The organism is Agathobacter sp., assembly GCF_977054825.1.
Genome location: NZ_CDRTEH010000004.1, coordinates 30,411 through 55,796 on the forward strand (window position 1 = coordinate 30,411; position 25,386 = coordinate 55,796).

At 43.2% G+C, this 25,386-nt stretch carries 26 protein-coding genes and 1 tRNA gene; 10 read left to right on the forward strand and 17 right to left on the reverse strand.

Annotated elements, in window-relative coordinates; translation table 11 throughout:
• Positions 1–13 precede the first annotated feature (13 nt).
• Positions 14–847 (reverse strand): DNA adenine methylase, encoded by an 834-nt coding sequence (locus ACW6PM_RS05570; protein WP_456056498.1) that lies wholly within the window; start codon positions 845–847, stop codon positions 14–16.
• Positions 848–953: 106 nt separating this feature from the next.
• On the reverse strand, positions 954–1,676 hold the full coding sequence (locus ACW6PM_RS05575) for a TRM11 family SAM-dependent methyltransferase (protein ID WP_456056611.1): 723 nt from the start codon (positions 1,674–1,676) through the stop codon (positions 954–956).
• A gap of 146 nt (positions 1,677–1,822) precedes the next feature.
• Here ACW6PM_RS05575 and ACW6PM_RS05580 point away from each other — a divergent pair, with 146 nt between their 5' ends.
• Complete coding sequence (locus ACW6PM_RS05580; RefSeq protein WP_151199280.1) at positions 1,823–2,056, forward strand: helix-turn-helix domain-containing protein; 234 nt, start codon at positions 1,823–1,825, stop codon at positions 2,054–2,056.
• A gap of 5 nt (positions 2,057–2,061) precedes the next feature.
• Positions 2,062–2,721, forward strand: a complete 660-nt coding sequence (locus ACW6PM_RS05585; protein ID WP_151199281.1) for a MutH/Sau3AI family endonuclease — start codon at positions 2,062–2,064, stop codon at positions 2,719–2,721.
• Positions 2,722–2,761: 40 nt separating this feature from the next.
• On the opposite strand, the gene ACW6PM_RS05590 is transcribed toward ACW6PM_RS05585, so the two are convergent.
• From ACW6PM_RS05590 to ACW6PM_RS05610, 5 genes are all read right to left on the reverse strand, one after another.
• Positions 2,762–4,033, reverse strand: a complete 1,272-nt coding sequence (locus ACW6PM_RS05590; protein ID WP_456056499.1) for a plasmid recombination protein — start codon at positions 4,031–4,033, stop codon at positions 2,762–2,764.
• A gap of 343 nt (positions 4,034–4,376) precedes the next feature.
• Positions 4,377–4,754 (reverse strand): TnpV protein, encoded by a 378-nt coding sequence (locus tag ACW6PM_RS05595; protein ID WP_151199283.1) that lies wholly within the window; start codon positions 4,752–4,754, stop codon positions 4,377–4,379.
• A 33-nt stretch (positions 4,755–4,787) separates the two neighbouring features.
• Positions 4,788–5,159 carry a plasmid mobilization protein gene (locus ACW6PM_RS05600; protein WP_456056500.1) on the reverse strand — a complete coding sequence of 124 codons (372 nt, stop codon included), beginning with the start codon at positions 5,157–5,159 and terminating at the stop codon, positions 4,788–4,790.
• Positions 5,143–6,237: a site-specific integrase gene (locus tag ACW6PM_RS05605; RefSeq protein WP_308804307.1), complete on the reverse strand. Its 1,095-nt coding sequence runs from the start codon at positions 6,235–6,237 to the stop codon at positions 5,143–5,145. The genes ACW6PM_RS05600 and ACW6PM_RS05605 overlap by 17 nt, the downstream gene beginning before the upstream one ends.
• Entirely contained in the window at positions 6,237–6,434 is a 198-nt protein-coding gene (locus tag ACW6PM_RS05610; RefSeq protein WP_456056501.1) for a DNA-binding protein, read from the reverse strand. Before ACW6PM_RS05610 ends, ACW6PM_RS05605 begins: the two co-directional genes overlap by 1 nt.
• Before the next feature lie 177 nt (positions 6,435–6,611).
• Here ACW6PM_RS05610 and ACW6PM_RS05615 point away from each other — a divergent pair, with 177 nt between their 5' ends.
• Genes ACW6PM_RS05615 through ACW6PM_RS05625 form a run of 3 tightly spaced genes read left to right on the forward strand, consistent with a single transcriptional unit; the run spans position 6,612 to position 8,629 of the window.
• On the forward strand, positions 6,612–7,244 hold the full coding sequence (locus ACW6PM_RS05615) for a helix-turn-helix domain-containing protein (RefSeq protein WP_456056502.1): 633 nt from the start codon (positions 6,612–6,614) through the stop codon (positions 7,242–7,244).
• 51 nt (positions 7,245–7,295) lie between these two features.
• The gene (locus ACW6PM_RS05620) at positions 7,296–8,003 is read left to right on the forward strand and encodes an EcsC family protein (RefSeq protein WP_456056503.1); all 708 of its coding nucleotides are present in this window, start codon (positions 7,296–7,298) and stop codon (positions 8,001–8,003) included.
• A gap of 41 nt (positions 8,004–8,044) precedes the next feature.
• Complete coding sequence (locus ACW6PM_RS05625; protein WP_456056504.1) at positions 8,045–8,629, forward strand: hypothetical protein; 585 nt, start codon at positions 8,045–8,047, stop codon at positions 8,627–8,629.
• A gap of 101 nt (positions 8,630–8,730) precedes the next feature.
• Here the strand turns inward: ACW6PM_RS05625 and guaA are convergent, their stop codons facing one another.
• The gene (gene guaA, locus ACW6PM_RS05630; protein WP_456056505.1) at positions 8,731–10,305 is read right to left on the reverse strand and encodes a glutamine-hydrolyzing GMP synthase; all 1,575 of its coding nucleotides are present in this window, start codon (positions 10,303–10,305) and stop codon (positions 8,731–8,733) included.
• Between the two features lie 190 nt (positions 10,306–10,495).
• Between guaA and ACW6PM_RS05635 the strand changes: the two genes are divergently transcribed.
• Together ACW6PM_RS05635 and spoIIID are read left to right on the forward strand one after the other, a co-directional pair.
• Complete coding sequence (locus ACW6PM_RS05635) at positions 10,496–11,083, forward strand: cytidylate kinase-like family protein (protein WP_330021348.1); 588 nt, start codon at positions 10,496–10,498, stop codon at positions 11,081–11,083.
• Positions 11,084–11,212: 129 nt separating this feature from the next.
• A complete protein-coding gene (gene spoIIID / locus ACW6PM_RS05640; protein WP_456056506.1) occupies positions 11,213–11,485 on the forward strand; it encodes a sporulation transcriptional regulator SpoIIID in 273 nt (90 codons plus the stop codon).
• A gap of 87 nt (positions 11,486–11,572) precedes the next feature.
• Here spoIIID and ACW6PM_RS05645 read toward each other — a convergent pair whose 3' ends face one another.
• The 6 genes from ACW6PM_RS05645 to ACW6PM_RS05670 form a co-directional block, all read right to left on the reverse strand.
• Entirely contained in the window at positions 11,573–12,724 is a 1,152-nt protein-coding gene (locus ACW6PM_RS05645) for a glycoside hydrolase family 5 protein (RefSeq protein WP_456056507.1), read from the reverse strand.
• Positions 12,725–12,745: 21 nt separating this feature from the next.
• Positions 12,746–15,328, reverse strand: coding sequence for a heavy metal translocating P-type ATPase (locus ACW6PM_RS05650; protein WP_456056508.1), 2,583 nt, complete (start codon positions 15,326–15,328; stop codon positions 12,746–12,748).
• Between the two features lie 56 nt (positions 15,329–15,384).
• Entirely contained in the window at positions 15,385–15,762 is a 378-nt protein-coding gene (locus ACW6PM_RS05655) for a heavy-metal-associated domain-containing protein (RefSeq protein ID WP_456056509.1), read from the reverse strand.
• A gap of 24 nt (positions 15,763–15,786) precedes the next feature.
• Entirely contained in the window at positions 15,787–16,098 is a 312-nt protein-coding gene (locus ACW6PM_RS05660; protein ID WP_015569092.1) for a metal-sensing transcriptional repressor, read from the reverse strand.
• Between the two features lie 169 nt (positions 16,099–16,267).
• Complete coding sequence (locus ACW6PM_RS05665) at positions 16,268–16,924, reverse strand: response regulator transcription factor (RefSeq protein WP_456056510.1); 657 nt, start codon at positions 16,922–16,924, stop codon at positions 16,268–16,270.
• Positions 16,902–18,077 (reverse strand): sensor histidine kinase, encoded by a 1,176-nt coding sequence (locus tag ACW6PM_RS05670; protein ID WP_456056511.1) that lies wholly within the window; start codon positions 18,075–18,077, stop codon positions 16,902–16,904. Before ACW6PM_RS05670 ends, ACW6PM_RS05665 begins: the two co-directional genes overlap by 23 nt.
• 211 nt (positions 18,078–18,288) lie before the next feature.
• Between ACW6PM_RS05670 and ACW6PM_RS05675 the strand changes: the two genes are divergently transcribed.
• The 3 genes from ACW6PM_RS05675 to ACW6PM_RS05685 are packed head-to-tail and all read left to right on the forward strand — an operon-like array spanning position 18,289 to position 21,561.
• Positions 18,289–19,236: an ATP-binding cassette domain-containing protein gene (locus ACW6PM_RS05675; protein ID WP_456056512.1), complete on the forward strand. Its 948-nt coding sequence runs from the start codon at positions 18,289–18,291 to the stop codon at positions 19,234–19,236.
• Positions 19,237–19,295: 59 nt separating this feature from the next.
• Positions 19,296–20,426, forward strand: a complete 1,131-nt coding sequence (locus ACW6PM_RS05680; protein ID WP_456056513.1) for an ABC transporter permease — start codon at positions 19,296–19,298, stop codon at positions 20,424–20,426.
• Complete coding sequence (locus ACW6PM_RS05685; RefSeq protein ID WP_456056514.1) at positions 20,413–21,561, forward strand: ABC transporter permease; 1,149 nt, start codon at positions 20,413–20,415, stop codon at positions 21,559–21,561. Before ACW6PM_RS05680 ends, ACW6PM_RS05685 begins: the two co-directional genes overlap by 14 nt.
• A 78-nt stretch (positions 21,562–21,639) precedes the next feature.
• Here ACW6PM_RS05685 and ACW6PM_RS05690 read toward each other — a convergent pair.
• The 3 genes from ACW6PM_RS05690 to ACW6PM_RS05700 all read right to left on the reverse strand — a co-directional run bounded on the left by ACW6PM_RS05690 (position 21,640) and on the right by ACW6PM_RS05700 (position 25,373).
• Positions 21,640–21,711, reverse strand: a tRNA-Glu gene (locus tag ACW6PM_RS05690).
• A gap of 374 nt (positions 21,712–22,085) precedes the next feature.
• Positions 22,086–23,279, reverse strand: a complete 1,194-nt coding sequence (locus ACW6PM_RS05695) for a pyridoxal phosphate-dependent aminotransferase (RefSeq protein WP_456056515.1) — start codon at positions 23,277–23,279, stop codon at positions 22,086–22,088.
• Between the two features lie 42 nt (positions 23,280–23,321).
• Positions 23,322–25,373 (reverse strand): NYN domain-containing protein, encoded by a 2,052-nt coding sequence (locus tag ACW6PM_RS05700; protein ID WP_456056612.1) that lies wholly within the window; start codon positions 25,371–25,373, stop codon positions 23,322–23,324.
• Positions 25,374–25,386: the final 13 nt, after the last annotated feature.

Genomic DNA, 25,386 nt, shown 5'->3' on the forward strand with positions numbered 1-25,386 from the left:
TATCTCGACTCCTCTAATAATTACATATAATCACTTCTTCTCCAACCCTGTTGGATGCATCCGAATTAATCATACGCTTAACACTTACAACATCTATCTTGTATCCCTTGTTACCATACAACTCATTTATCAAGTCTGTATTATGATTCGTGAGCATACAATAGCAGCCTCTGGCAGTTAATTCATCAAACAACCTTGCCAATCTCTTGTGGCTTTCAATATCAAATCCCTCTTTTGTGTAAGACTCAAAAGAAGTTGGATTTAATGGTGCATAGGGACTGTCAATAAATATAAAATCGCCCCTTTTTGCATCTTTGCAAGCAGCCTCAAAATCGCCATCAATGATATTTACCTTCTGAAGATACTCCGAAGTCTCCATAATAGCCTTTTCATCCACAGATGCCCTACGACTATTGTTATATGGCACATTGAAAAGTCCTTTCCCATTGACCCGATACAAACCATTGAAGCAATGCTTATTGATGAACACAAACAACGCTGCTAGTTCTACACCATATTCTGCTTTCATCAGCTTATCATTGTAATGCTCTCTAAGGGAATAATAGTATTCTTTACCGTCCTCCCACATTTCTTCATCTAGTTTGTTTACAGCTTTTAGAAATGCCTCTGGCACATTGCGAATCTGCTTATATGTGTTAATCAGTGCTTTGTTAATATCATTTATCAGAGCATTTGCAGGCAGCAATTCAAATGTTACCGCACCACCACCTACAAATGGCTCGAAATAATTATTATATTGTTCTGGCATACGCTCTTTTATCTGTGGTAAAAGTTGGCGCTTTCCACCAGCCCATTTCACAAATGGAGCGATACTCGAATTACTCATTTTGATTCCTCTTCTCTATGTTCAACTTAGAATAAACTTTCACATGTCTATTATACTTGCAAACATATTAAATAACAACCAAAACTTTCACTCTTTGTGAATTAAATCACTTCTGAAATACAAAAATATACTCATGTGCAAGCAATAGAAAATTATTGTTCTGTTTCTCCCAATATTCTGTAGAACGGCAATTATGCTGCTCCTTAATGATAATCTCTTTATTTGTAAATCCAGCCTGAAGAAAGCACTCCATCATACGAAAGCCCAATGGTATTACTTTCCCATACCTTCTTACATCCCCAATCATTACAGCACACATTTTTCCTTTCTTTAGTACACGAAAAGATTCTTCTGTTACATTCTTCATTTCTGACAAAAATTCATCCACACCAAGTAACGAAATATCTCCTTCAATACCTTTACTATACTTGATGATATTTGCGTATGGTGGATGCGTACAGATAAAGTCAATGCGACTATCTTTGATAAAATGCAAATCTACAGCATTTCCATTTCGAGTAAATATTTTTGAACTTGTTTCACATTGGAATTGTAAATTTGTTTCAGAGATTGAAACTGACTGCGGATTGATGTCAACACCTACCGCGTTGCGATTAAGCAGCTTTGCTTCTACTAAGGTTGTTCCACTACCCATAAATTGATCTAAGACCCAGTCTCCCGGATTTGAATAACGAAGTATCAGATTTCTTGGCACATATGGTGACCAATTACCTCGATACTTTCCTGAGTGCGTTGCCCAACTGCCTCTGTCTGGGAATGACCAGACCGTTGTTGGTTCAAGCTGAAAATTATTTGGTTGTAAACTTATAAGTCATGCCTCCTTCACTTTCTTGATTTTATCATTGTAACGCATAATCTCATAAAAATCCATAGCTATTTCCTTTCACTATAAGTGAATTTATATCTATTTGCTCTCGTGCGATAATATTCACAAATAGTGAAAGAGGTTTTTATATGTATTTTAATAATGATGCAAACCTATATCGTGTTATAGGCGCAAATATAAAACATTACAGAGAACAAGCAAAATTAACACAAGTGCAACTTGCAGAGCAGGCAAAAATCAGCATCAGCTATCTATCTAAAATTGAAGCTGCTGGATGTGATAAGAGCCTTTCTATATCTGTACTCAATCAGATTGCAAATGTGCTTGATATTGAAATAACGGAATTTTTTAAGGAGGTCTGATACTAATGAAATTAATTGAAGCACAAAGACGAATTGAGAAATTAGCATATATCCCATTCAGCGAATACCTATCCCCTTCTCAAGTTCAAGACGCAATGATGAAAATCAATAAAGGCAGAACAGGGCAATTATTGGAACTCACTATTGGATTGAACCTTTCAAATACAACTCTTGATTTTGAAGATGGTGAATTAAAAACAAATAAGTGTGACCGAACCGGAAAACCACTTGAAACTATGTTCATCACCCAAACCGCATCTATTATCGATGAATTGCTTGCAAAGCGCACCTTTGAAGATACAAAGCTGTATCAAAAAATTCAGCGACTGTTATATGTACCTATCAGTAAAGATGGTTCTCCCGCAGACTGGATGTATTTGCAACCTATCCAAGTAGATTTATCTCTATCAAAATATGCCGAACTTGCAGCTCAATTAGAGGCTGATTATTACAATATATGCGACCAGTTTAATACGCAATTATCAGAATCAAGCAGAGCCACCTTACATACCGCAAACGGTGAATTTATTCAAATCAGAACGAAGGATTCAAAACCATATCATCCAATTTTTTCTAATATATATGGCAGAGAAATATCCGACAAAAATAGAGCATTTTATTTCAAAAAAGATTTTATGAAATATGTTGTTTCTCTCGAAAATTAGTAAACAAGGTGGAGCAAAGACTCCACCTTGATAAAAACTTTTACCTTCCTCTCCCATCTCTAACCTTCTCACCAATCCACTCCAGAAATTTATCTAGCATTGACTTTCCTTTAATCACAAACTTTTTCATAAATTCGCATGCTTTATCCAATTTTTCCTTTAGCCACTTGTTTTCCTCCTTCAGATTCTGGTTTTCATACCTCAGCCGGATAATCTCTTCCTTTAGATAATAATCCCCGTCACCTTGCTTTATCATGTCATCCCTAAGTTTCTTAATCCCTGACAATTCTTTCTCTGCTTGAGCCAGTTTTTCATTTGCGTTCTCAAATACTGCAAAAGCCTTATTAAGTGCCACCTGCACATCTGCCAACTGTTTCTTTTTATCTGTAATAATATCTTCCAATTCCTGACTATCGGCAGCCAAAGCCTTATTATATTTTTCTTGTGCAATCCCTTCATCCATGATTCTATCTTTCAAGGATGTTACTATCGCTAAGGTCTTTTCTGCTTCCTCTCGTTCTGTTTTCAGCCGTATTTGTTGTTTATGAATCTCATCGCCCAATCGAGCTTCTCGTTCTTCTTTTAATTCAATTACAACGCCGATATCTTCAAGTTCCTGCTCCAGCTCTTTGACTTCGCGACTACGTTCCTGCTTTTTATAGTCCAGCACCGATAAATGCAGCTTATGCGTATCCAGCTTCTTCCAACCGATACCATATTTCTGCATTATCATGGCAATATCTTCTTTCTCTGCCTCCGACCACTGCTGCCATTCAGTATTACCCTTACCCTCACTTTCAAAGCCTCTGGATGCAAGTGCACCCTTCAGAGAATTCTTTGTTTCTAACCCTCTCTTGTTATCTGTTGAAAATGGTACAAAATCTATATACACATGTGGCGTCTCTTCATCCATATGGATATAAACCCCAAATACATATAGCTGTGGATTTCTACGGATAAATAGCTCCACATAATCTGTCAGTACCTTTACCGCAATATCAGACGCAGCACTTCCTACTCCGGTATCGTCTCTGTTCCCTATCTGCACAATGACTTCATAAAAAAGTTTCTCCTGCTTGCTTCTTGAAATCTTGTCATAATAATTCTTAATCTGCCTGTCTTTGCGTTTCTGCTTGGCATTATACTTTTTAAGGGAATCATCAAACAATTTGTGATATACCGTTTTCAAATCTTCATGCACAAGAGTGATATTATTTTTTGTTCTATCAGCATCCACATTTGCCGCAATAAATGCTCTTGTATTGTGACCAAGTGAACCTTCCCCATTCATAAAACTAATCGTTCTTTCCATCTGAAATCAACCTCCTTTTCCTATGTATGCGTACACCTCCTTCTTATCCGTAATTGTGCCGGATACGGCACATATCAGCAAATTTCCCAGGGAAGGTTTTGTTACTTTTGTCAAAAGTAACGCAAAAGCACTTTTGACACCTGCGGTATCAAAAATGCAGACCCGCAAGCGGGTTTTGCGCCCTGCCGGGAGCTATAGTCGCGGATACGCGACATATTGTTTACCACCAGCAGCTCCACTTCATTTGAATTCTACAACTTGCCTCTATCCTGCCAAAGCACACAAGAACATCTCTATACTCTGACAGGAATAAATGAGCTATGTATCGTGCCATTCTTTACATCTAGTGAAAGCAATTCACCACATCATGTAATACAACTTCCTCTGCTATCAGCCTTGCTTCCATTCTCAGCCTATACATTTCTGTAAAAGAATTTTTATTCTTCGGCTTATGCTTTTGCAGCCATTCTGTTTCAATATCCTCAAGCAATTCATAAGCCACTTCATTTACCTCTGCTGCTTTTTGGTTCAGTTCCCCGAATCGCAACAGACTTCGGTACCTCTGTGGATATTTTGACTTCAAATATTGCATCCACATGCGTCCGTATTTTCCAACATTTGCACCATCTTCCTTAATATCTAATGCAATTAACGGATAAAACAATCCGTCTCTTTCCTCATACTGAACTCCTATTTTTTCAAATAATGTTTGCTGTCCCATGGCAATCGCTTCCTTTCGATATTCAACACATTTTTAATCTTCATCACTAACTGTCAGCCTCTCCATACCTGCCAGAGTACGAGGCGTTTCGCGAAACGCCTCCAATATCTCCAGCATTGTCCGTATTGGTGTCAGTAGCTCCGAATCCATCTCGTCCGCTTTTTGTAACCGTTCCAGTTCCGCTTCAATATGCTGCAGATTCTGCCGAAATGATACCAGCATTAGCGGATTGCCTATAGCCACAACCTTCTGATACAGAATGCTTTGGATGATATACTCCTGTCTCGTCCTGCATCCGCACATTTTTACACGGGTAGTAAGTTCCTCATTTTCTTCCGGTGACAAGCGAAATGCCACTGTCACCGTTCTCCATCTGTTTTTTGCATCTCTATTTTTTTCTGACATTGATAAGTTCCTCCCTTTCTGAATCCAGATGCACAGCCATATCTGACTGTACCGTTGGAAATAAATGTGCATAATGATAAGTGATATCCACTGCCTCATGTCCTACTCTTTCGGCAATTGCAAGTGCCGAATATCCCATATGAATCAGCAGTGAAATGTGTGAATGCCTGAGTCCATGAATCTTGATTCTCTTAACTCCTGCCAGCTTTGCGCCTCTGTCCATCTCGTGATGCAAATAACTTTTTGAAATGGTGAAAATCCTATCATCATTTCTAATGCCATCCAATCTACTGATAAAATCTTCAATTTCAAGAGCAAGAAAATCCGGCATAACAATCACTCGATTACTCTTCGGTGTCTTCGGATCTGTAATTACATCCTTCCCCTCCAGCCTTTGATACGATTTATTGATGCGAAGTGTTTTCTTCGTAAAATCAAAATCGTTAGGTGTCAGTGCCAGCAGTTCTCCTTCACGAATTCCTGTCCAATACAGAATTTCAAATGCATAATATGAGATTGGCTTGTCCGCCACCTGCTCAATAAATGCCTGATACTCCTCCTGCGTCCAAAACATAATCTCCTTCGACTCTTCTTTCCCCATAGAACCGGCTTTTCGAGCCACATTATCCTTCAAATCATACATATTAACTGCATGATTTAAGATAGCACTCAACTGATTGTGTATGGTTTTTAAATACGTCGGCGAATATGCTTCTCCGTTGTCCTTTTTGAGTTTCATAATCTCATTCTGCCATTGAATCACATCCGCCGGACGAATCTCATTCAACTTCCTGTGCCCAAAGTATGGCAAAATCTTTGTTTCAATAATGTGCTTCTTTGTCAGAAACGAGTTGTACTTAATTCGTGGCTGAATATCCGAAAGGTACAATTCCGCGAAATCCTTGAATTTCATATTGATATTCATTTCATCCTTCAGCTTAAAAGCACGTTCCCATTCCTGGGCCTCACTCTTCTTAGCGAAGCCCCTCTTGGTCTTTTGCCTTCGTGTGCCGGTCCAGTCCTTGTAATAAGTCCTGACCTCCCACATTCCGGTCTTTTGGTTTTTGATAACCGCCATCAAATCACCTCTTTCTTATCTGTTGTTCCATAGATTCGCTCATCAAAATACTGTCTGCTGACTCGTCCCTTGATTGTCACAAATCCATCTGCCGCTCGCTCTGCGTTTAATTCGCGTATGAGCTTATATGCATATGATGTCGAGACTCCAAGCTCTTCCACTACATCTTTTGCTGTAATAAATCGTTTGTTCGTCATAAGCTGTTTCCTCCTCTCCGTTGCACTTTTATTATTCAGTTCATTTTTGAACGGTTGTGTTGTGTTTTATAATAGCAGTTCGTTTTTGTACTGTCAATACTTTTTGCCAAAAAACATTTCATTTTTGCACTGTTAGTGATATACTGTATATAGTTTTAAAAAGAAGGAGCTTTTGTAATGGGCGAAAAATTTACCAGCCGAGTAGGCGTTTTAATCAGAAACTTCCGAATCGCAGCCGAACTTACACAAAAGGAATTGGCTGAGCGATGTGGACTTAATGAGTCCACCATCCGTAACTACGAATTAGGAAACCGTTATCCAGACGAGGCAACTTTGCTTAATATTGCAAACCATCTTAATGTCAGCTTCTTTGCATTGTCAGATCCGGATGTGGCAAACATCTTCAGTGCACTCCATGTGTTATTTGATATGGAATGGGCATATGGATTGCGACCTACCATAAAAGATGGCGAAGTAGTATTAAAATTTGAAGAACGACTTCCTAGTGCCGGATATCGTCCGCAGGAAGATTTAGATTCATTCAAAAAGATGGTTGAGTATTGGGCAAGACTAAGAGATAAACTTGATGACGGAGAAATCACCGAAAGCGATTATTACAAGAAAGAAATCCGCTTCCCTGCAAATCCGATAGATAGTGATGCATCTTACTCGGTATCTCTTGATTTAGCAGATGATGACCAAATGATGGTTCAGGATATGATTGAAAATGAAGAAGTTGCAGAAGCATTGAAAGACTTGTTTCCGGATTTCTCTTATGTGAAGAGAAAGCGAAAACCGAAGAAAGAATAGTTTTCGCGAGATTAACATCACCTATTAAAAAAATAAAGGAGCTACAAATATATGGAAATGAACCAAAATCAAATTATGGAATTATTAGATAGTTTGTACGAAAAATCTATCAATGGTATTCCAAAAGTAAGTTTACCTATTGACGCTTTAGCAAATGATTATATTTCTAAAAACGATTCGACAGAAAAAGCTGCAAAGCAATTTGTAAACTATCAAATTGCCAAGTGTACAACTTCTGGCTTTATAACTGGATTAGGAGGCTTAATTACCTTACCCGTTGCTATACCGGCAAATGTAAGTAGTGTAATGTATGTTCAAATGCGAATGATTGCTTGTCTTGCTTACATGGGTGGCTACGACACTAATAGTGATCAGGTACAAACTTTGGTTTACGCTTGTTTAGCGGGTATATCTATTGACCAAATTGTAAAACAAGCTGGCATAAAATTTGGAACAAAATTTACTACATCTATGATCAAAAAAATACCTGGTACTGTATTAACCAAAATCAATCAAAAAGTAGGATTTAGATTCCTAACGAAATTTGGTGAAAAGGGTATCATCAACATTGCTAAGTTAGTACCTGTTGTTGGTGGTGTCATCGGTGGTGGATTTGATTTAATGGAAACAAAAACGATTGCAAATCGTGCATACAAGATGTTTATTAAAGAAGACTTCAGCATTCTGAATGATAAAAACACTAACGACGCTGAAGAAATTATAGATGTAGATACAGATACGATTGAACCAACTGAATAAAAATTTTGATAATACAAATTTGAGAAGGAGGTCTTTTTCCAATGACATCAGCAGAATGGCATTCAACGTTATTTCAATTTATAGGTTTATTATTAAGCCTTGCAACATTTATTGGCTCTGTAGTTGCAATATACTATACATATCAGAATTTAAAAGAAATGAAAAAACAGCTTGCCGAACAAAAAAATCAGTATTTTGAGCAAAACAGAGGAAATCTTGTTTTTTACATATCTAAGAATGACGTAAGTGCGTTTCATTCTCTGATTATAAAGAATTTCGGTAACTCCCCTGCAAAATTAATATCATTAAAAATAACTCCTGATTTAGATTGGAGTAAAGCAGGACAATCTAATATGGACGAATTCAAAATAACTAATTTAAAAAATGTATTTCTTGCACCACAGCAACACATAAGTTCGGGATTTGATTTCAGTACATATCCGGATAAAGTTTTTGATATAGAAATTTCTTACGAAACCTGTGGAAAACTAATAACAGAAAAGTATTCAATTGATATTGACTTTATTGGTAATTTATTAACTATGGAACCGCAAATAAGAGATGAATTATCAGCCCTCAAAAATATAAATAAATCAATAACCGCTTTATCCGACAAATTTATATAATTATTCATTCAGTTTTCCCAAAATTATTGTCATTCTATTGTCACGCAACAAAAAACGAGCCAAGAAACGCCGTAAATTCAACGTTTCTTGGCTCATTTGTGTTATTCAAACTCAATAGTTCCCGGTGGCTTACTGGTCAAATCATAGAATACTCTATTGACTCCCTTTACCTCATTTATAATTCTGCTCATCACTGTCTGAAGCACCTCAAACGGTATCTCGGCTGCTTCGGCTGTCATGAAGTCCACGGTACGGACTGCACGGACTGCAACGGCATAATCATATGTTCTCTCATCACCCATGACACCTACTGAACGCATGTTGGTGAGAGCTGCAAAGTACTGGTTTGGCATCCATGCCGGCTCCTCGCCGCTTGCCTCTTTGTACTCTTTTGCTGCTTTTTCCACTTCGCTTCTGTAAATCCAGTCTGCATCCTGGACGATGCGTACCTTTTCAGCTGTGACTTCGCCGATGATACGGATTCCCAGGCCCGGGCCTGGGAATGGCTGACGGAATACGAGATAGTCAGGTAATCCGAGCTCCAGTCCGACCTTGCGGACCTCGTCCTTGAAGAGGTTTCTGAGTGGCTCCACGATGTCCTTGAAATCGACATGCTCCGGGAGACCTCCTACGTTGTGGTGTGATTTGATGACTGCGGATTCTCCGCCGAGTCCACTCTCCACTACGTCCGGATAGATGGTTCCCTGTGCAAGGAAATCAACCTTTCCGATTTTCTTGGCTTCTTCCTCGAATACACGGATGAATTCCTCACCGATGATTTTACGCTTGCGCTCAGGCTCTGTGACGCCTGCAAGCTTGCTGTAGTAGCGCTCCTGTGCGTTGACGCGGACAAAGTTGATGTCGAACGATCCGCCCTTGCCGAATACGCCCTCTACCTCATCTCCCTCGTTCTTGCGGAGGAGTCCGTGGTCTACGAATACGCAGGTGAGCTGCTTGCCGATTGCCTTGGCAAGGAGTGCTGCGAGCACTGATGAGTCTACTCCGCCTGAAAGTGCAAGGAGCACTTTGCCGTCACCAACCTGCTCTCTGATTTCCTCGATTGTGTTTTTAACGAATGAATCCATCTTCCATGTGCCTGCACATCCACATACGCCACGGACGAAATTGTAAATCATCTGTGTTCCGTTCTTGGTGTGGAGCACCTCCGGATGGAACTGTACTGCATATAATTTCTTCTCGACATTCTGTGTTGCGGCTATTGGACAGTCTGCAGTGTGCGCAACTACCTCAAAGCCCGGTGCTGCCTCTGCAATTCTGTCGAAATGACTCATCCAGCATACTGATTCTGATGGCAGATCCTTGAACATCACGCCGTTTGCAGAATATGTGATTTCTGTCTTTCCATACTCTCCAACCTCCGGTGTGATTACCTTTCCGCCTAATTTATGCATCATAAGCTGTGCACCGTAGCAGATACCAAGCACCGGTATTCCCAGCTCAAACAGCTCTTTCTGGTATGATGGTGAATCATCTTCATAACAGCTGTTTGGGCCTCCTGTAAGGATAATGCCCTTTGGATTCATTTCTTTGATTTTCTCAATGTCTATCCTGTATGAGTAAATCTCACAGTACACGTTGCACTCGCGGACACGGCGCGCAACAAGCTGATTGTACTGACCACCAAAGTCTATGACTATGACCTTTTCCTGATCCATGTTTTCCTCCTAAACGTTTATTCGCCATGCTGCTGTCTCATTGATTACATAAAAGCAACATGTATTCTTATGTCATTATAGATTACGGAGTGCTTATCTGCAAGCGATTTTGTTAAATTTCTGTTTTGATTTTGTGTGCAATTACGTTATAATGAATTATAAACACTTTTATAGGCTGGGAGGTTTCATCATGAGTTTTAAAATAATCACTATTAGCCGCGAGTTTGGCAGTGGCGGTCGCTTTATCGGCGAGCAGCTTGCTCAAAAATGCGGCATTGAGTTTTACGATAAAAAAATAATTGAGCATGTGGCAAAGGAGCTCGGTATCTCTGAGCAGATTGTCGCAAACCAGGGCGAATATGCGCCTGCCGGAAGTATTTTTTCATATGCATTTGTGGGGCGCGACATCACAGGAGTTTCTCTTTCCGACCAGATTTTTAATATCCAGCAGAAGCTCATCAAGGATATTGCGCAAAAAGAGCCATGCGTCATTGTAGGACGTTGCGCAGATTACATTCTTTCTGACAGGGATGATGTGCTGAATGTTTTTATTGAGGGAAATAAGCCTGAGAAGGCTGCAAGAATAAAAAAGCTCTACCATAAGAGCGATGACGAGGTCAAAAAGCTGCTTAAGGATGTCGATAAGAAGCGCTCGGTAAATTACCGCTACTTCACCGACAAGGAGTGGGGCAGCAGAAAAAATTATGACCTGGTGCTAAACAGCTCTGTGCTTGGATATGACAAATGCATTGAGCTCATTGCATCTGCATACGCTTAATATGTATCATTATCATGGTTAAGCATGTTTTCTTATATTAACAAAAAACTAAAATAGATTTACAAGCTGTGTGTAATATTAAAAATACTCCTGCATAAACTGTAACAACAGAATATGCAGGAGTATTTTTTGAAATCATATATTGAGACAAGGGCGGTGGAAATCGCCAACTACATAGTTGAAAACAACGCCACGGTGCGCCAGGCCGCAAAGCAGTTTTGCATCAGCAAATCCACTGTGCACAAGGATATCACGGATGCTGACAGGCTGCTTCGCATAGACCCGGAGCTTGCCGCAAAAGCGCGTCACATTCTCGATATCAACAAGTCAGAGCGCCATATCCGCGGTGGACTGGCCACCAGGGAGAAGTATCTGCATCTGCCTCATGTGCATGCCGGCTGAGCGCATATTGGCTTCTATCCCGGCATTAGCAGGCGCGCCGCTTGACGTACAGCCGATTACCTCCGAATGTTTTTATATTCCGGGTGTTTACGGTGTCACATGACTCGTGAGCACGCCGTACATCCACTTGCCCTCATCGCTTAGATCCTCATAGGTAAAACCGCTTGTCTTATCGCAGGCAGGTGTTAGAAGCGCTGATTTTTCATCCTTATTGGACAGATTCCAGCACACATAGCTGATGCCGTAGCTGTCGAGCAGGCTGATCCAGTTGTTTGCGGAATCTATGTCCACCTGACCGTTTCCGTCGGCGCTGCAGATGCCAAACTCCGATACAAATATCGGAAGTCCGGCGTCTGCCGCCGATTTTAGCTTGTTCTGCAGGTCCTCCTTGTGGGTTGCAGCATAAAAATGCAGTGTGTACATGATATTGTCATAGCCTGTGACAGGGTCCTTGACTGCCTCATCCACATCCTGGCTCCAGTTAGGTGTGCCTATCAGTATGACTGCATCCTTGTCGTAGCTTCTGATTGACGGAATGACCTCGCTGACATAAAACTTCACATCTCCCCAGGTCGCAACGTTGCACGGCTCATTACAAATCTCGTAAATCACGTTGTTGTAAGAGGCATACTGCTGTGCCATTTTTGTAAAAAATGTCTTTGCCACATCGCTGTAGCGGTTTGGATTGCCATCGTTTAGCACATGCCAGTCTATGATGACATACATGTCATTGTTGAGTGCGTACTGCACGCCGTTTTGCACAAGTGTCTCAAGCTGCTGCCTGTCACCGTCTGTGCAATAGCCGCCGCTTTCGTAGGTGTACATGGCAAGCCTTACCACATTTGCTCCCCAGCTTTTCAGCGTAGCAAAGCAATCATTGGTCACATACTGTGGATACCACGCAAGACCGTGTGTGCTGACTCCGCGAAGCTGCACCTCGTTGCTATTTTGATCAACGAGCTTGCTGCCCTCCACATGCAGCTTACCGTTTACTGACGGACAGGCAAGAACTGAGCTCTCCTGTCCGTTTTCTGTGGTGAGCTGCTCTGTGTCAGCCACATTCTGATTTTCCGTACTATTTTCCGTACTGTCCTCTGTATTATTTTCTGTAGAGTTCACCGACTCAGTGGCCTTATCACCACTCTGCGACTCCGTCTCTTTGTTGCCTTTGTTACCGCATCCTGTAAAAATCCCAAGCACCAGCACTGCTACCAATACCAATGCTATATATTTCTTCATATTGCTATACTGTATGACTGATTACTGAATGGATGTAACCTTGTAGTCCTCAGCCTCTACAGTCTCCTTTAATTTCTCATCTGAGATGTCAGAGCTTAATGTCACTACTGCAGTTCCGCTCTCATGGCTTACTGCTGCCTCACTTACTGCATCAAGTGCCTCGAGTGCCTTCTTTACTCTTGCCTCACAGTGGCAGCACATCATTCCTTCGATATTCATTGTCTTTGTCATTGATTTTTCCTCACTTTCATTTGGTTTATCTGTTTTGCCTTTTCTATCTGGTTTTGCTTTTCTGTCATGCTTAGGATCATACACCCTGCACAGATTCAGCCGCAGGGCATTGGTAACAACGCAGAAGCTCGATAGGCTCATCGCCGCCGCTCCAAACATCGGATTGAGCTTCCATCCTAATAAAGGATACCACAAACCGGCCGCAAGTGGAATACCTATTACATTATAGAAAAATGCCCAGAACAGATTTTCGTGTATATTGGTCAATGTAGCACGGCTCAACCGCACTGCTGCCGGTACATCTATCAGTCGGCTTTTCATCAGGACAACATCCGCGGCATCTATTGCCACATCGCTTCCCGCGCCGATTGCAATTCCCATATCTGCACGTGTGAGCGCAGGTGCATCATTGATTCCGTCACCAACCATGGCTACCCTGCCCTGCTTTTTAAGCTTTCTTATGACAGCCTCCTTGCCATCCGGAAGCACACCTGCGATTACTTCATCCACTCCCGCCTGCTTTCCGATGGCATTGGCAGTCTGCTCATTGTCACCGGTAAGCATAACAACTCTGATGCCCATATTTTTAAGCTGTCTGACAGCTTCCGGACTGTCCTCCTTTATAGTATCCGCAACGGCTATGATACCGCACAGCCTGTCATCAGCAGCAAAGAACAGAGGAGTTTTTCCTTCCTTTGAAAATTCGACAGCTTTCGCGCGCATATCATCTGACACTTTCACAAATTTGCTGACAAAAGCAAGATTTCCTGCTTTTATCATTTTGCCTGCAAGTGTTGCTGTCAGACCATTTCCCACAACAGCGCTAAAATCTGTCACCTCTGCGATAGCGATTTCGTCCGTTTTTGCGCGCTCCATGATGGCTTTTGCAAGCGGATGCTCACTCTTTGCCTCGACTGATGCAGCTATTGCAAGAAGCTTTCCGGCATTATTGCCGTTTTCCTCAAAAAATGTCTCATCCGGCACGATATCCGTCACCTTCGGCTCACCGCTTGTGATGGTGCCTGTCTTATCAAGCGCCACAATCTGTGTGCGGCCCGTTGCCTCAAGGCTTGTCGCTGTCTTGAAGAGTATACCGCTCTTTGCTCCCTTGCCGTTTCCTACCATTATCGCAACTGGAGTTGCCAGTCCGAGTGCACACGGGCAGCTTATCACGAGCACCGAAATGCCTCTGGCAAGCGCAAAGCCCACGGTCTCACCGGCTATAAGCCACGCTATTATTGTAATGACTGCAATTGTGATAACCGCCGGCACAAACACTCCCGATACCCTGTCAGCGATTTTTGCAATAGGTGCCTTTGTCGCTGCGGCATCAGACACCATCTGGATAATCTGTGAGAGTGTGGTGTCCTCGCCTACTCTCGTTGCGCGGCATTTTATAAAGCCTGACTGGTTCACTGTTGCAGCGCTTACTGCATCTCCCTTCTGTTTATCCACAGGGATGCTCTCTCCCGTGAGTGCCGATTCGTTGACAGCGGTTGTTCCATCTATTATTTCACCGTCCACCGGGATGTTTTCCCCCGGTCTGACTACAAAGATGTCATCCTTTCGCACAGCATCCACCGAGATTTCCTGCTCCACGCCGTCCTTTACCACTGTTGCTGTCTTTGGGGCAAGCTGCATAAGGCTCTTTAAAGCGTCTGTTGTTTTGCCCTTTGAGTGTGCCTCAAGCATTTTTCCTACAGTAATCAGTGCCAAAATCATAGCTGCGGATTCAAAATAAAACTCATGCATATATGACATGACCGCATCCATATCGCCCTTCACCTGCGCAGCTGTCATGGCAAAAAGTGCATACACGCTGTATCCAAACGATGCCGCAGAGCCAAGCGCAACAAGCGTATCCATATTTGGAGCACCGTGGATCAAGCCCTTAAAACCACTGATAAAAAACTTCTGGTTTATGACCATTACCGCCACTGTAAGCAGAAGCTGCAAAAGCCCCATAGCCACATGGTTTCCATTGAAAAACTCAGGCAGCGGCCAGCCCCACATCATATGTCCCATTGAAAAATACATTAGAACAACTAAGAATATGAGTGATGCTATAAGCCTGTTGCGCAGCTTAGGTGTCTCCTTGTCTACAAGCGCATCCTGCGCTGCCTTTAGCTGCTCTAAGCTGTTATTTGCTCTGCCATTTGCTATCTCTGTTTCTGTGCCTTTGGGACTCGCTCCATAGCCTGCCTGCTCTACCGCCTCTACAATCTGCGCATCTGTCGCGCTTCCCTCGACTCCCATCGAGTTGGTCAAAAGGCTGACAGAACAGCTCGTCACGCCATCAACCTTAGAGACAGCCTTTTCCACTCTGGCAGAGCATGCCGCACAGCTCATTCCTGTAACTGTATATTGCTTCATACTGTCTGTATTTCCTTCTTTCTACTATTCGAATCTAACTATTGAGAACCCTTTTTCTAAAGTCTCTCAATTCCCGTCACCTTGAAATCCAGTCTTTCGATGGCAAATGTGATTTCCTCATCGCTTAACTCTCTGGTTGCCTCAACATGTGCCACTCCATGCTTTAAATCCACATCTGCAGATACTCCGCTCATTTTCTGGAGCGAGCGTGTGACTGAATTCTTGCAGTTCATGCAGTGCATTCCTTCTATATGCACATCTGCTCTCGTGACTATCTCTCCATCAAGCTGCACTGTGGCTTCCTCGTCCTCCTTCATGGCTCCACCGCCACAGCAGGCGCCCTCGCCCTTTGAATGCTTGATTGTCTCCTTTAAGCCCACAATTACCAGTGCGGCAATTATTGCTATTATTAATATTGTGATTATTGTACTCATTTTTATACCTGCCTTCTTATTATGCTACTTCATAAGCTTCTGCAGTGTGTTCAAAAGCTCATCTATTGTCTCATCCTTGCCTGCTCTTATGTCATCTGCCACACACGTCTTTATATGATTGGCCAAAAGGACTTTATTGAAGCTGTTGAGTGCAGCGTTTGCGGCCGCCACCTGTGTGATGATGTCAGGGCAGTAGCAATCCTCATCCAGCATACGCTTGATTCCACGGATCTGCCCCTCTATACGGCTAAGCCTGTTGATGAGGTCCTTATATTCCTTCTCTGACCGCTCTTTTTTGCGGTTGCAGCAACAGCATTTGGTTTCGTTTTCTGCCATGGGTGCCTCCCTTCTTTCTTCGTTCGTAACTGTTCAGTACCTTCACAGTTGCGATTGTTGCATATATCTAACCATACCCCTTATGGGTATCCGTCTTCAAGGGCATTATATACCCCCATAGGGTATATTGCAAGGTCAGATTTGCTTATTGAGAAAAATTATCTTCTGCTCAGCCCATACTTTTATAATAAAAGCATGCAAGCTGTGTCCTGTCCCTAAGCTGCAGCTTTTCAAGTATAACACTGATATAGTTTCGTACGGTTCCCTCACTCAGATACAGCTCATCCGCTATTTCCTTGTTGTTTAGTCCTTCTGCAACCAGCTCTATGATTGAAAGCTCCTTGCCGCTTATATCATAGCTCTTCATTGCGTCAATGAACCGGGCCTGACCGGTGTCTGATGAAGCTTTACAGTTAGTTCCGAACAGGTGTGGTATCCTGTCCATTATCTGTGTTCCAAACACTGTCTGTCCGTTGTTTACAGCTCTAAGTGCCGGGGCAATACTCTCAAAGGCCTGTTTTAGTATATAGCCCTTCGCCCCCAGCGAGATTGCTTTTACTATGTATTCATCATCCGAAAATGTGGTCAGAAGAAGTATTTTGGCATCCGGATATTTTTCGAGTATTTTTTCTGCTGCTTCAAGACCTGTCATGCCCTGCATCCTTATATCCATGAGCATCACATCGGGCATATGCTCCTCGTACAGCTTTACCGCCTGCTGCCCGCTGTCTCCTACCGCAGACACCTCTATGTCATCCTGTGCGCTCAGTATTGTATTCAGCGAAAGTGATACGAGATTATCATCATCTATTATTACTATCTTCATGTCCTGTTCCTTTCTTCTTCATGAGCGTCACAAATATCCTGAAACCATCGTCTGCCTTTATACGCATGGTTCCTCCTATCGCTGCAACACGCTCCTTTATATTTTTTATGCCTATTCCATCTCCTGTTTCTCCCGAAAGGCTTCTTTCGTCAACCGATGTGCCGTTGTCCATTATCTCAAGCTGGTAAAAGGCGGGATGCTCTCTGACTATTATCCTGATTTCATCGCCGTTACTGTGCTTAACTGCGTTGTTTACCGCTTCCTTTGCAATTGCAATAAAAGCATACTTGACATCTCTGGACACATCATCCTCACAGTCGTATTCGAGTGAAAATGCAAATGCACTGTCTGTAGGCTTAAGCTTCGCAAGCGCCTGACGCAAATCGACCGATTCATCGTACAAATCATGAACGCTTTTTCTCATGCTGTCCATCGCCGTATCGAGTGTACTCTTCAGGTCTGCGATAGGCTCTTTAAGCTTTTCATCGGTATTTATCACACCGATTGCTCCCACCTGCAAAATAGAGCGCGTAATCATGTGACCCACGTTGTCGTGTATCTCCCTTGCGATACGGTTTCTCTCCTTTAGCGTGGCATTGTATATCTGCGCATTCTGCTTCTCGATAAGCTGATGATTCATCTGCTCCATAAGCATGTCGTGCTCCATGGACGCATCTCTCATGCTGTGCAGCTTCATCTGATACCCCAAAAGCTGCTCTGTGAAATACGAAAGCAGTATCGCAAAAGCCATGAGAAGTACAACCTCTAAGATATAAAAAATCCCGGGTGCTATATGTTTTATCCTTAAGATACAGTCCACCGATACAGCTATCCCCACTACGGCTGCAGCCATCCTCGACACTGTGTATTTTTCTTTTCTGAATACCATCGCTGCATACGGCAGCATAAAAAATGATGGTGCAAAAAATAATCCGGACAGAATATAAACCGCAAGAATCAAATCCAAAGCCCGGTCTGCCATTTCGCTCTCGTTAGCAGGACTCATCTGTGGCACATCCTGCATGTCTATAAATGTGCACACGATTATTCCTGTAAGTATGCACGCTATCATGACGTAATCGACCTGAAGGGATGCCACCATAAGCATCACGCATGATAGAACTATTAAAAACTGACTACATATCTTATACATCAAAGGCCTCCATTTCCATAAAATAAGCTTACAACAAATTGCACCAAACGTCACTATGACAAATGTCATTTTTTACACAGCAATGCCTCATCCAACCATAAATACGAATGTGACATTTGACACTTACTTTCCGGCACGCCATATAGTAATCTGTAATTGAACCAAATATCAGGCTTGTAAACAAAAAATACAACATTATGGAGGCAATTCAATGGATACAACCAAAAATGCGATAGAAGTAACCAACCTTGTAAAACGCTACAAGGAGCTTGTGGCACTCGACCATTTCGGCCTGACTGTAAAAAGCGGAGAAATCTTTGGACTGCTCGGTCCAAACGGTTCCGGAAAAACCACAACTATAAACTGCATACTCTCCCTGCTCACATACGATAAGGGAGATATAAAGGTATTCGGACAAAAAATGCGCTCAAACAGCTACGATATCAAACGCGAAATCGGCGTGGTCATGCAGAATGTGGCCGTGTACGACGAACTGACTGTATATGAAAATATCGACTATTTCTGCGGTCTTTACGTGAGTGACAAAAAGCTCCGAGAAAAATATGTAAAGGAAGCAATGGATTTCGTGGACATAGCGGATTACAGCAAATTTCTGCCAAAGAAGCTCTCAGGCGGACTTTTGAGACGTCTCAACATCGCGTGTGGCATAGCACACAAGCCAAAGCTCATCTTCTTTGATGAACCGACCGTGGCTGTCGACCCTCAAAGCAGAAACAAGATTCTGGAGGGCATCAAAAAACTAAACCGTGATGGTGCAACAATCATCTACACCTCACACTACATGGAGGAAGTTGAGCAGCTCTGTGACCGCATACTCATCATGGACAAGGGCAAGGCTCTCGCACTCGGCACAAAGGACGAGCTAAAACGCATGATCAAAAATACAGAGACAATAAACGTAGAAATCGCAGACCTGTCAGAAGCACAGCTTGACTCATTAAAGCAGCTGCACAATGCATATCAGGTCAGCTTTGAAAACGGACAGCTTCGGATTTATTTCAGTGGCGGACGCCACAATATAATCCATGTGCTTGATTATTTAGAGCAGAACAATCTGTCCTTCGGTCAGGTATACACGCAGCTTCCGACGCTTAACGACGTATTCTTAGAGATTACCGGAAAGGAGCTTAGGGATTGATGAATGGACTAAAATTATTTTTTCACAACTCAAAATACACCATGCTGAGCATGTTCCGCATGAAAGTCACACTGTTCTGGACACTTGCATTTCCACTGGTGCTCGCCACCTTTATGTATATGGCATTCGGAAATCTGTTTGAAAAGGATGAAATGTTCAAGACAATAAATGTGGCAGTGGTTGAATCTGAAAATGATGACACTCTGATGAGCGTGCTTGAGTCTCTCGATGTAAACCATACTGATTCAGTCAGTAAATCAGACGACAAGTCTGATAGCTCAAATTCATTTTCAGACCTCATAAACATGAAGCTAATGGATAGCTCAGCAGCCAAAAAAGCTCTAAATGACAAAAAAGTGACAGGCATTATTTACACAGAGGATGCTTCTTTGGTAGTGGATGAAAACTCATACAATGCCACCATACTTGAATCCATCCTGACTCAGTACAAACAGCAAAAGGACGTATTTACAAACATAGCAAAGACTAATCCGGCTGCGCTTGAGACTGCAATTGCCGGGCTATCTGACACCGCATCAGAGTATAAAGAGCTTTCTCTTTCATCGGGAAATCAGGATGAATACACCAATTACTTTTACGCTGTATTTGCGATGAGCTGCCTGTTCGCCTCATTTTCAGCCGTAACCTCCACCTGCAGGCTGTTAGCTGATACAAGCTCTCTCGGCATGCGAAAAAGCCTTGTGCCGGCAAGCAAAAACACTCTTATCTTTTCAGAGTATATCTCACTCTTAATCATCCATTTTGCTGTTGAGCTAATTGCATTAGTCTACATGACACTGCTCGGTGTGGATTTCGGAAACAAATATCCGGCAATCATCCTGACGCTGTTTTTCGGCTGCATGATCGGACTTTCAATCGGAGTGATAATAGGTGCCATTCCCAAGCTTACAGAGGGCAGCAAAATCGGTATCTCTGTTGGAATCGGCATGGTGCTTTCCGTGCTTGCGGATTTATGCGCCAACGGTATAAAGGATATGGTCGAGCACAAGCTTCCGATTGCCAACCGCCTCAACCCAGCCTGTCTCATATCCGACTGCTTTTACTCGCTCAACGTATATGACAGCTATGACAGATTTTTCAGAAATATATCAATAATGGCAGTAGAATCAGTGATTCTTTTAATCATTGCCTTTGTACTGCTTCGGAGGGAAAAATATGCAAGTATTTAAATCATATTTCAAAATACTCAACAGACATATAGGTCAGATGATTATGTACCTGTCCATATTCATAGGTGTCATGGTCGTTCTCACTGCGACACGCACAAACAAGGCTGAAGGTGATTATGAAGCCACCAAGCCCAAATTTGCAGTGTTTGACTATGACAAATCATCAGAAAGCAAAGCCCTGACAGATTATCTTAAAAAGACATGCATCAAAAAAAATATTAAAAATGATAAAAAGGAAACTATGCAGGATGAGCTTTTTGCCAGAAACGTAAACTGTGTTCTCATCATAAAAGAAGGCTTTAGTCTTGATGTTGTGACCATACCGGGTACGCAGGCAGCGACCACCTTTGAATCTGCCATAAACAGCTTTACGAAAACGTACAATACCTACATTGCTTCCGGCTACTCTGAAGCTGATGCTCTAGCCGCAGTAAACACCTCGCTAAGCCAGAAGGCTTCTGTCTCACTGCTCAGTGGCAAAAGTGTCGCCTCGCACTCAGGGCTATACTACTGCTTCAGTTATCTTGGATGGGTGCTCCTTGTCATGATGATTGCAGGTATAGCTCCTGTCCTTCAGGTTTTCTCCAAAAAGGAAATCAAGGAGAGAATATCCTGCTCATCCTATAAATTTGCAAACTACAACCGCGAGCTGCTTTTGGGTGTGATTTTAACCGGACTTGTGGTATGCGCTGTAATTTTTGTCTCAGCTACAATCATGTTTAAGGGCAGCACATTTTCGTTTTCAGGCTTCCTGTTCACACTCAACATGCTCTGCTACATGCTTGTTTCGCTGGCATTTGCCTTTTTAATCAGCAAAATCACCTCAAACATTGAGATACTGAACATGTTTGCGAACACCGTGTCACTCGGTATGGCATTCCTGTGCGGTATATTTGTGCCGGAGGAATTTCTAAGTGATGGCATTATAAAGGCCGCTCACTTCCTGCCTGCCTACTGGTACAACCAGGCTGTAAAAAATATTGACTTTCATCCGGTCAAGGAGCTTAACTTTATTTTCATGTGCATGGGAATACAGCTGCTGTTTGCCATCGCAATAATTGTCGTTGCCCTTCGCATCACAAAAGCGCCTGACGGCTTCAAAAAACATACAGTAGCTGCAGCTGCTCATAAATAGCTCTGCCTCATATGAATATATACAACGAAAAAGCCGGTACATCATGCTTCCATGAATGTACCGACTTTAAATACTTAGCAGTCCGTACGGGAATCGAACCCGTGTTTCCGCCGTGAGAGGGCGGCGTCTTAACCGCTTGACCAACGAACCGTGTATTATAATATCATGGTCAAACGAATAATGCAAGTACTTTTTTAATTTTTTCAAAAAAATTTTTCCGTTCATTTACCTTAAACATTTTCCCTTTAAATGCTTCCGGCTTTAATTCCATTTTCGTCCCTATGTATGCTCTGCGACAATCTATCATATTCCGGCTCCTTATCCCAAAGCACGCGTTCTTATCCTCATATTTTATTTATACGTTTTCCTCTTGAATAGGATTATACACTGCTTTGGTCACACAACGGTCACACGGAGCGCTTTTCCACGGATTTTGTAAAAAGTATACATTACAAATGCCGAAAACTGTACAATTTTAGACATTTTTCGGCATTTGCGTATTTTTTATTCGTTATAATCAACTATTATTTATTATATTTTTTGTATATCTTTTCAAATGCAGGCATAGAGCGCTTTATCATTTCCCTGTCCACACAGTATGATATTCTCACCCAACCCGGACAGCCGAAGCCGTCTGCTGCTACTATGAGCACATCCTCCTCCTTTGCCTTCTCGCAGAATGCATTGCTGTCATCCTCGAGTGCCTTTACAAACATATAAAAGGCTCCGTCCGGCTTGAAGCAGTGATAGCCTATCCTTGTGAGTCCCTCGTACAGAAGATCTCTGTTTTCTTTGTAGGCATTGATATCACCGGTTGCCCCCTGGCATTTTACTATCATCTTCTGGAACAGGCTTGGTGCGCACACGTAACCGAGTGCTCTTCCCGCACCACAGACTGCTGCATACAGCTCAGCCTTGTCGTACACCTCATCAGGCACGAGGACGTATCCTATTCTCTCTCCCGGAAGCGAAAGTGACTTGCTGTATGAGTAGCATACCAGTGTGTTGTCGTAATATTGGGTCACAAACGGTACCTTGATTCCGTCGTAGACTATCTCCCTGTACGGCTCATCTGCGATAATGAATATCGGTCTTCCTATCTCCTTAGACTTTTTCTCAAGGAGGTCTGAGAGCTTTTTGATGGTCTCCTCAGAATAGACTGTGCCGGATGGGTTGTTTGGTGAATTGATTATGACACCTCTGGTGTGCGCATTGATTCTCTCCTCAAGAGCCTCAAAATCTATCTGAAAATGCTCTGTGTCTGCAGGCACCTCTACAAGCCTTGCTCCTGCTGCATTCACAAATACCTTGTACTCCGGGAAATATGGCGCTATGGTAATAAACTCATCATATGCGTCACTTGTCAATGCACGAAAGCAGATTGACAGCGATGCCGCTGCTCCCATTGTCATGTAAAGGTTGTCCGCATTAAAATGTGTGCCATGTGTGTTGTTCAAAAACTCAGCTATTGCCGCTCTCGTTTCCACGTCTCCCTGTGCTGACGTGTAGCCGTGCAGCGCAACAGAATCATAATCTGTCACAAGCTCCTTTATTGTGTCGTTTACTATCTGCGGAGCCGGTATGCTCGGATTTCCTATTGAGAAATCATATACATTTTCCTTGCCCACAATTGCTGCTCTTTTTTTACCATACTCGAAAAGCTCTCTGATTGCTGAGCGCACGCTTCCGAGCTGGTACATGCTTTCGTTTACTACCATTTCCTTTTCTCCTTGTCTCTCAAAATCTTGCCTGTTTACGGCTTATCCTGATATGAATGCCTCCATCCCGGCACGCTTCGTCATATCAATATGCTCCTTAAGCTCGCGTGCCGACATTCGCAGTGCCCCCAGGCTCATGACCGTCTGCTGCTCCAGTCCGTCCGAGGTTGCCACTGTTACCTTGTACCTGTCACGTATGCCAAACACAGTCTTTTCGATAAATGCATCGGCTGTCTCGTCCTGCTTTGTATACACGACCTCTATGTTGTGAAAGGTCTCGCGCTTTCCGGCATTGCCCTTCACCTTGTACGCATCAAACACCAGCAGCAGATGACAGCCCTTATAGCCCTGGTAATCCGATAAAACATCCTTCAGCGCATCTCTCGCCGAATCAATGTTTATGCGCGAGAGCTCTTTTAAATCATCCCATGCAAATATTATATTATATCCGTCAACTATCAGGTACTCTTCGCCCGGGGATTTCTTCGGATAAATCGGATTGCCGTGCTTATCATGCTTTACGGTGCGCGGTTTACCACTTAGACCTTCATACTCATTTTTCTTTTTGCCTGACCATTTGCGCCTCTGGTCCTCTGCGATATCGTTTTTGCCCATGCCAAACTCCCTGGCATAAACATCTGCAAGCTGCGCATCAAGCTCCACTGATGACATACCTGAAACTGCCTTCTCAAAGCTCGTCCTGCGGCGGTTTCCAGCAAGCGCCTGCGCATCCTCCGCTGAAAATGCATTCTGCGTGCGGGCACTCGCTGCAAGTGCCTCCTCAGACTCATCTCCGTGATATACATACGGCAGGTGCATATGCTCAGGGACCTCATCCCACGGCACCACGTAGCCTGAGCCGTGCGCACAAAATACCGAGCCTGTCGGATTGCGGAAATCCTCCTCGCTGTCATAGTGCATCTGCGCAATCACCTCTGCAGGATTGTGACACTCATCATAGCCCCACAGCTCCAGTGTCAGGTGCCCTAGCCCCTTTGTATACGCATGCACCAGACTCACATAATCCTGCATCGTCGCAACCGGTGCCTTTCCGGTAATTGTCGCCATCTCCCTCGCAGCGGTTGTGGCAAACTGCGGTCCCTCGGCTCTTGCAAATCTCTGCTCCAGATCTGTCATTGCGCGGCCGACATACTCCATCGGCACCTGTAGGATAAAGCTGTAGTACGGCTCCAGCAGCACGCTCTCTGTGGATTTAAGCCCCTGTCGGATTGCTCTGTATGTAGCCTGACGGAAATCGCCTCCCTCCGTGTGCTTTACATGTGCTCTTCCTGTAAGAATCGTGACCTTCACATCGGTAAGCACCGAGCCTGTGAGCACACCCCTGTGCTCCTTTTCCTCAACGTGTGTGGCTATGAGGCGCTGCCAGTTTTTGTCGAGCACATCCTCACTGCAGGTGGATGTGACTGTGATTCCGCTGCCACGCTCCGCAGGTGACAAAAGCAGATGCACCTCTGCATAGTGGCGCAGCGGCTCGAAATGTCCTACTCCCTCGACAGCCCTTGCTATCGTTTCCTTATATACAATGCTGCCCGGTCCGAACGTGACAACAACACCAAACCTGTCCTTTATGAGGCGCACAAGCACCTCCATCTGCACCTGTCCCATGAGCTGCACATGGATTTCCTTAAACTCCTCCACCCACACTATATAAAGCTGTGGGTCTTCCTCCTCAAGCTGCTTTAGCTTTTCCATAAATGCCGCCGGATTCACATCATCAGGCAGAATCATCCTATAGTTTAGTACCGGCTCAAGGATTGGCATATTGGACTGCAGCTCAACCCCCAGCCCCTGCCCCGGAAATGTCGAGCTAAGACCTGTAACCGCAACTATCTCGCCTGCCTCTGCCACATCAGCTATCTCATATTTTTCACCGGAATACTTTCTTATCTGATCTATTTTCTCAATCAGAAGGCCTTTTGCCTCGTCACCGCCATGCGCTTTGTACTCTATCTTGTCTCTGACCTTAAGGCAGCCTCCGGTAACCTTTAAAAATGTCAGCCTGCTGCCTCTGTCGTCCCTGCCTATCTTGTATACACGGGCAGAAAATCCGTCAGGGTAATTTCTTTCACACATAAACCGCGAAAGC

Excerpts from the sequence above, each read along its gene's own strand:
- ACW6PM_RS05570 (WP_456056498.1), bottom strand. The coding sequence starts at position 847 with ATGAGTAATTCGAGTATCGCTCCATTTGTGAAATGGGCTGGTGGAAAG.
- ACW6PM_RS05580 (WP_151199280.1), top strand. The coding sequence starts at position 1,823 with ATGTATTTTAATAATGATGCAAACCTATATCGTGTTATAGGCGCAAAT.
- ACW6PM_RS05585 (WP_151199281.1), top strand. The coding sequence starts at position 2,062 with ATGAAATTAATTGAAGCACAAAGACGAATTGAGAAATTAGCATATATC.
- ACW6PM_RS05590 (WP_456056499.1), bottom strand. The coding sequence starts at position 4,033 with ATGGAAAGAACGATTAGTTTTATGAATGGGGAAGGTTCACTTGGTCAC.
- ACW6PM_RS05595 (WP_151199283.1), bottom strand. The coding sequence starts at position 4,754 with ATGGGACAGCAAACATTATTTGAAAAAATAGGAGTTCAGTATGAGGAA.
- ACW6PM_RS05600 (WP_456056500.1), bottom strand. The coding sequence starts at position 5,159 with ATGTCAGAAAAAAATAGAGATGCAAAAAACAGATGGAGAACGGTGACA.
- ACW6PM_RS05605 (WP_308804307.1), bottom strand. The coding sequence starts at position 6,237 with ATGGCGGTTATCAAAAACCAAAAGACCGGAATGTGGGAGGTCAGGACT.
- ACW6PM_RS05610 (WP_456056501.1), bottom strand. The coding sequence starts at position 6,434 with ATGACGAACAAACGATTTATTACAGCAAAAGATGTAGTGGAAGAGCTT.
- ACW6PM_RS05615 (WP_456056502.1), top strand. The coding sequence starts at position 6,612 with ATGGGCGAAAAATTTACCAGCCGAGTAGGCGTTTTAATCAGAAACTTC.
- ACW6PM_RS05620 (WP_456056503.1), top strand. The coding sequence starts at position 7,296 with ATGGAAATGAACCAAAATCAAATTATGGAATTATTAGATAGTTTGTAC.
- ACW6PM_RS05625 (WP_456056504.1), top strand. The coding sequence starts at position 8,045 with ATGACATCAGCAGAATGGCATTCAACGTTATTTCAATTTATAGGTTTA.
- guaA (WP_456056505.1), bottom strand. The coding sequence starts at position 10,305 with ATGGATCAGGAAAAGGTCATAGTCATAGACTTTGGTGGTCAGTACAAT.
- ACW6PM_RS05635 (WP_330021348.1), top strand. The coding sequence starts at position 10,496 with ATGAGTTTTAAAATAATCACTATTAGCCGCGAGTTTGGCAGTGGCGGT.
- ACW6PM_RS05645 (WP_456056507.1), bottom strand. The coding sequence starts at position 12,724 with ATGAAGAAATATATAGCATTGGTATTGGTAGCAGTGCTGGTGCTTGGG.
- ACW6PM_RS05650 (WP_456056508.1), bottom strand. The coding sequence starts at position 15,328 with ATGAAGCAATATACAGTTACAGGAATGAGCTGTGCGGCATGCTCTGCC.
- ACW6PM_RS05655 (WP_456056509.1), bottom strand. The coding sequence starts at position 15,762 with ATGAGTACAATAATCACAATATTAATAATAGCAATAATTGCCGCACTG.
- ACW6PM_RS05660 (WP_015569092.1), bottom strand. The coding sequence starts at position 16,098 with ATGGCAGAAAACGAAACCAAATGCTGTTGCTGCAACCGCAAAAAAGAG.
- ACW6PM_RS05665 (WP_456056510.1), bottom strand. The coding sequence starts at position 16,924 with ATGAAGATAGTAATAATAGATGATGATAATCTCGTATCACTTTCGCTG.
- ACW6PM_RS05670 (WP_456056511.1), bottom strand. The coding sequence starts at position 18,077 with ATGTATAAGATATGTAGTCAGTTTTTAATAGTTCTATCATGCGTGATG.
- ACW6PM_RS05675 (WP_456056512.1), top strand. The coding sequence starts at position 18,289 with ATGGATACAACCAAAAATGCGATAGAAGTAACCAACCTTGTAAAACGC.
- ACW6PM_RS05680 (WP_456056513.1), top strand. The coding sequence starts at position 19,296 with ATGAAAGTCACACTGTTCTGGACACTTGCATTTCCACTGGTGCTCGCC.
- ACW6PM_RS05685 (WP_456056514.1), top strand. The coding sequence starts at position 20,413 with ATGCAAGTATTTAAATCATATTTCAAAATACTCAACAGACATATAGGT.
- ACW6PM_RS05695 (WP_456056515.1), bottom strand. The coding sequence starts at position 23,279 with ATGGTAGTAAACGAAAGCATGTACCAGCTCGGAAGCGTGCGCTCAGCA.
- ACW6PM_RS05700 (WP_456056612.1), bottom strand. The coding sequence starts at position 25,373 with ATGTGTGAAAGAAATTACCCTGACGGATTTTCTGCCCGTGTATACAAG.